We start from the raw sequence: 4,178 nt of genomic DNA, 5'->3' as shown, positions 1-4,178 counted from the left end.
GCAGCACGGTTCGCCGCGCCTTCACCTTCCAGTACTCGATCCGTGAGGGCACCCCCGCCGCGACGATGCCCGACCAGGTGCCGAAGGCCGTGGTGCAAGAGCGGTACGAGCGGCTCATCGCCCTGCAGGAGCGCATCAGCCTCGAAGAGAACCAGGCCCAGATCGGCCGCGAGCTGCAGGTGCTGGTGCGCGAGTCGCCCCTGGTCACCCCAGAAGCCATTCGTGAGTTCCATGCGAGACATCCTCGACTGGTTTGCGCACCACACGCCAGGGGCAAGGCTCCCGACTGGATCGCCGATCACGTCGATCCTGCTCGCTTTCCAAAGACAGCGCGAATGCGAGAACCCCGCCCAGGCTTTCGCGTGGACGGGGTTCTCGACTGAGCGGAAGTGACAGGATTTGAACCTGCGAGGCGAGTTACCCCGCCTACATGGATTCCAGCCATGCTCCTTAGGCCGCTCGGACACACTTCCGTCGACGATCCTATCAGCCGCTGCGACAGCCGCCGTCGCTCAGGCGGTGGTGGGGAGATCACCGGCCAGCAGCAACTGCGGCACCTGCGTGAATCGCCACGCCCCGGCATCCGCGGGGCTCAGGCACCACACCAGGTCGAATCGATCCCCCGGCCACGCGGCGGGCGGGGGCGGGTCGATCGATCCGAGGTGGCTCAGGATGTCGGGGATCAGCTCGTGCTCCCACGCGACGAGCGTGCACCCCGTCGTCGTACGCAGCGCGGCGGCAAGCGCGGCCGTGTCGTCCTTCTTCCACGTCGTCTCCAGAGTGAGCCCCAGCCGCGCGGCCAACGGGGTCACGGTCTGCGCGGGGCGTTTGCTCCCCTTCTCCGGATCGGCCGCGATGAGGCGCGTCGGGAGCCCGAGACCCGCACGCACGGGCACCGGGCCCTGCGACGTGCGCGGGTCGAGCAGTCCCACGAGCGCACCAGCACGCTGCCATCCGGCGACGGTGAGCGACTCGGCATCCTGCGAGCCGTCGGGCCCCACACCGTACGGCACCCCGGATGCCGCTGGTTTCTCCGCATGTCGGATGAGCATGATCAGCGGCGCGCCGTTGACAGAAGGGGATGCCGACGCCGCGTGGACGGTCGTCGGCGGAGCGCCCGTCGCCACCGCGGAGCACGCCGAGAGCGCCAGCGCCGCCGCAGACCCCACACCCGCGGTCAGGAGGGTCCGTCGCGAGAGGGCGTCGCGCGCCAGCCGACGTTCGTCCATGTGTTCCTTCTCCGATCGTGCTCGCCGATCGTCACACGCCGGTCCGCGCCAACTCCACGGACCGAGCATGTTCATCGGGCGTGCTGGCGAAACGCCCAGCAGCCACACGGAACGCGGGGTCGCAACGGTGCTCACGACGTCGCGCACACCGCAGATCGGGTCCCCGTTTCGGACCCGCACCGCCGCGGGCACAGGGCGCCCGGCAGCCTAGATCGGCAGCGGTATGCGCCGGGTCTGGGCGCCCAGGTCCCACGGCTCGGTCCAGCCGAGCCGGTCGAACAGCGCGTCGATCACCATCGCGGTGAAACCCCAGACGAGATGACCCTGCACCTCGAAGGCGGGCCCGCGCCACGTCTGTCCTTCGCGCTCGATCACCGTCACCCCGCGGTTGCGCGGGTCGAGCAGGTCGGCCACCGGTGCGCGGAACACGGCGGCGGACTCCGCATCGTCGACGACACGCACGGGCGACGGATGCCGCCACCACCCCAACACGGGCGTGACGAGGTGCCCGGAGAACTCCAACGGCACCGGCGGCAGTGCGCCCAGCACCTCGACGCCGGCCGGATCGACCCCCGTCTCCTCCTCGGCTTCGCGCAGTGCGGCGGCGATCGGTCCGGAGTCGCCGGGATCGAGCCGTCCTCCAGGAAAGGCGACCTGCCCCGGGTGAGCACGAAGCGTGGTCGCCCGTTCGAGCAGCAGGACGTCGAGATCGCGCGAGACCGCAGCATCCTGCGCCGCGCGCGCACTCGGCACGGCATCGAGCACGCCGAACAGGATCAGCACGGCGGCGGCGCGTGGCGAGACCGCTGCAGGCAGTCTCTGCCGTGGCACTCCCCAGTCCCGGCCATCGCGAGCCAGAGCGGCCAACTCGGCGCGTGCCCCGGCGGCGGAAGCGGTGGAGTCGGAGGGCACCCGTTCAGGCTACGACGCGTCGGCCGCTACGGGGTCATACGCAACTCGCCGGACGCGAAGGGGAACGGGAAAGCGATCGCGTACGGCTCGCCGGGGTCCGGCACCGGCACCAGGGCGAGCCACGTCAGCGACACGACCGTCGCGACGACGAAGAGCACGACGACACCGGTGGCCGCGCGCCCGAGAATCCGCCGCGCATCGTCATCGGATGCCGCGTGATGAACAACACGCTTGAGCGAGAGCAGCACGATGACGGCGGCCGCGACGAAGACCAGAGGGCTCGGACTCAGAACGAGTTCCGCGCACGCGCCAGGTCCCGAGGCCTGCCCGATGCACGACTGCTTCTGACCGCGCACGAACATGCCGTAGCCGCACGCGAGTAGCACCGACAGCAGGACGAGTCGACGCACGCGCTCGACGAGGATGACGCCGGGGAGCGTACTGCTCTCGACGAGGGGAACGGCCGTAGCTGCCATGACACCTCCGTGGTCTTCCCGCCAGCCTGCCGCCCGGGAGGGGCCCGGTCAAGGAGAACGCCCTCGGTAGGGTGGTCTCTCGTGACCTCGCCTGCATCGCGGATCGGCATCGTCGTCACCGACGCCGCCTTCTACTCCGACGAAGACCCCGACCACGACACCCCGGTGCTCCTGGATGCACTCCGCGCTCGCGGCGCGGCGGCCGAGGCCGTCGTCTGGCACGACGACACCGTCGATCTCGCCGCCTTCGACCTGCTCGCGATCCGCTCCCCGTGGGATTACCCCGAGCGTCCCGATGAGTTCCAGGCCTGGCTCGAGCGCGCGGCGGCATCCACCCGCGTCGTCAACGCCCCGGCGACGATGCGCTGGAACCTCGACAAGCACTACCTCGCCGACCTCGAGGGCGCCGGCATCCGCGTGGTACCCACCACGTACGCGGACAGCGTCGACGACGTCCGCGCGGCGCTGGCCGCGCACGACCGCGTCGTCGTGAAGCCGGCGGTGTCGGCGGGGGCGCGCGACACCGGCCTCTTCGACGCCGACGACGAGCGGGCCCTCGACCTGGCGACACGGATCATCGAGACCGGCGACACCGCGATGATCCAGCCCGAGGTGCCCGAACTGTCCCGCGGGTGGGAGAAGGCCCTCTACCTCATCGACGGACGGTTCACGCACGCCATCTCCAAGGGCGCCCTGCTCGAAGTGGGCGGCGGTCTCATCGGCGGCGTCTACGAGGAACATCCCGAACAGGTACCCGCCTACGACGACGAGATCGCCTTCGCCACCGCCGTCGTGCGGGCGGTGCAGGCCGTCACCGGCGGTCCGCTCCCCCTCTACGCCCGCGTCGACACCGTGCGCTCACGGGCCTACGGCCTGGCGCTGCTGGAGGTCGAGCTCGTCGAGCCCGCCCTCAACCTGCACGTGGCGCCGCACGTCACCGATGCCGTCGTCGATGCGCTTCTCACGGCGGCGCGAGGCGGAGCGTCCTAGCGGCGCCGGCGCCGACCGCGCGGCAGGAGGCTGACGACGAGCGGGACGAGTGACGCGATCATCATCGCGACACCGAAGACCTCGTCGGTCACCCGCAGCAGGATGCCGCCGATGAGCAGGATGCCGAAGACCACCGCAGCAAGGCCACGCTGAGCGATCCGCTCCAGGCGATCGAGTCGGCGTTCGAGGCGCGACATGTCGACCGACACCGTGCCCTCCTCGAAACCCGTGATGAGCCCGTCGAGGCGTCCGGGCAGACGCCACGCGGTCGTGGCGACCTCCGCGACCTGCGCGAGCGCGTCCTTCACGACGTTGCCGCCCTCATCACGCAGCACCTGACCGGCGAACGGCTCGATGCTCTCCCAGATGTTGTACTCGGGCTCCAGCGTGCTGCAGACGCCCGAGGTGAGCGAGATGGCGCGCACGATCAGCAGGAAGTTCTCCGGCAGCTGGAACGGCAGGCTCCGCACGACATCGCCGAACTCCTCCGCGAAGTCGCGGAACTCGCGGGGATCGACCTCGCGCAGTTGCGCGAATCGACTCTAGAGGATCCCCGGTACCGAGCTCAATT

The 4,178-nt window shown here is 70.2% G+C and carries 5 protein-coding genes, 1 tRNA gene and 1 pseudogene; 2 read left to right on the top strand and 5 right to left on the bottom strand.

Annotation, left to right across the window (positions count from 1 at the left end; translation table 11 throughout):
• A pseudogene (locus tag I5I_RS18040) lies at window positions 1–188 on the top strand (tRNA (N6-isopentenyl adenosine(37)-C2)-methylthiotransferase MiaB); the annotation flags it as partial.
• A gap of 196 nt (window positions 189–384) precedes the next feature.
• On the opposite strand, the gene I5I_RS12140 reads toward I5I_RS18040, so the two are convergent.
• The 4 genes from I5I_RS12140 to I5I_RS12125 all read right to left on the bottom strand — a co-directional run bounded on the left by I5I_RS12140 (window position 385) and on the right by I5I_RS12125 (window position 2,617).
• A tRNA-Ser gene (locus I5I_RS12140) sits at window positions 385–473 on the bottom strand.
• Between the two features lie 39 nt (window positions 474–512).
• Window positions 513–1,229 carry a hypothetical protein gene (locus tag I5I_RS12135; RefSeq protein ID WP_036319935.1) on the bottom strand — a complete coding sequence of 239 codons (717 nt, stop codon included), beginning with the start codon at window positions 1,227–1,229 and terminating at the stop codon, window positions 513–515.
• A gap of 207 nt (window positions 1,230–1,436) precedes the next feature.
• A complete protein-coding gene (locus tag I5I_RS12130) occupies window positions 1,437–2,141 on the bottom strand; it encodes an NUDIX hydrolase (protein WP_036319932.1) in 705 nt (234 codons plus the stop codon).
• A gap of 26 nt (window positions 2,142–2,167) precedes the next feature.
• Window positions 2,168–2,617, bottom strand: coding sequence for a hypothetical protein (locus I5I_RS12125; protein WP_036319929.1), 450 nt, complete (start codon window positions 2,615–2,617; stop codon window positions 2,168–2,170).
• Window positions 2,618–2,698: 81 nt separating this feature from the next.
• On the opposite strand from I5I_RS12125, the gene I5I_RS12120 reads away from it, so the two are divergent.
• Window positions 2,699–3,607, top strand: coding sequence for an ATP-grasp domain-containing protein (locus I5I_RS12120; RefSeq protein ID WP_036319926.1), 909 nt, complete (start codon window positions 2,699–2,701; stop codon window positions 3,605–3,607).
• On the opposite strand, the gene I5I_RS12115 is transcribed toward I5I_RS12120, so the two are convergent.
• Window positions 3,604–4,077, bottom strand: coding sequence for a hypothetical protein (locus I5I_RS12115; protein ID WP_036319923.1), 474 nt, complete (start codon window positions 4,075–4,077; stop codon window positions 3,604–3,606). The genes I5I_RS12120 and I5I_RS12115 overlap by 4 nt on opposite strands.
• Window positions 4,078–4,178 lie beyond the last annotated feature (101 nt).

The sequence above is a fragment of the Microbacterium sp. B24 genome (assembly GCF_000333415.1).
Classification (GTDB): domain Bacteria; phylum Actinomycetota; class Actinomycetes; order Actinomycetales; family Microbacteriaceae; genus Microbacterium.
Note: the sequence above shows the minus strand (reverse complement) of the source record. Positions and strands in the feature narration are given on the sequence as shown.

What these genes read in the sequence shown, in the direction of transcription:
- I5I_RS12125 (WP_036319929.1), bottom strand. Translation starts at nt 2,617, where the DNA reads ATGGCAGCTACGGCCGTTCCCCTCGTCGAGAGCAGTACGCTCCCCGGC.
- I5I_RS12135 (WP_036319935.1), bottom strand. Translation starts at nt 1,229, where the DNA reads ATGGACGAACGTCGGCTGGCGCGCGACGCCCTCTCGCGACGGACCCTC.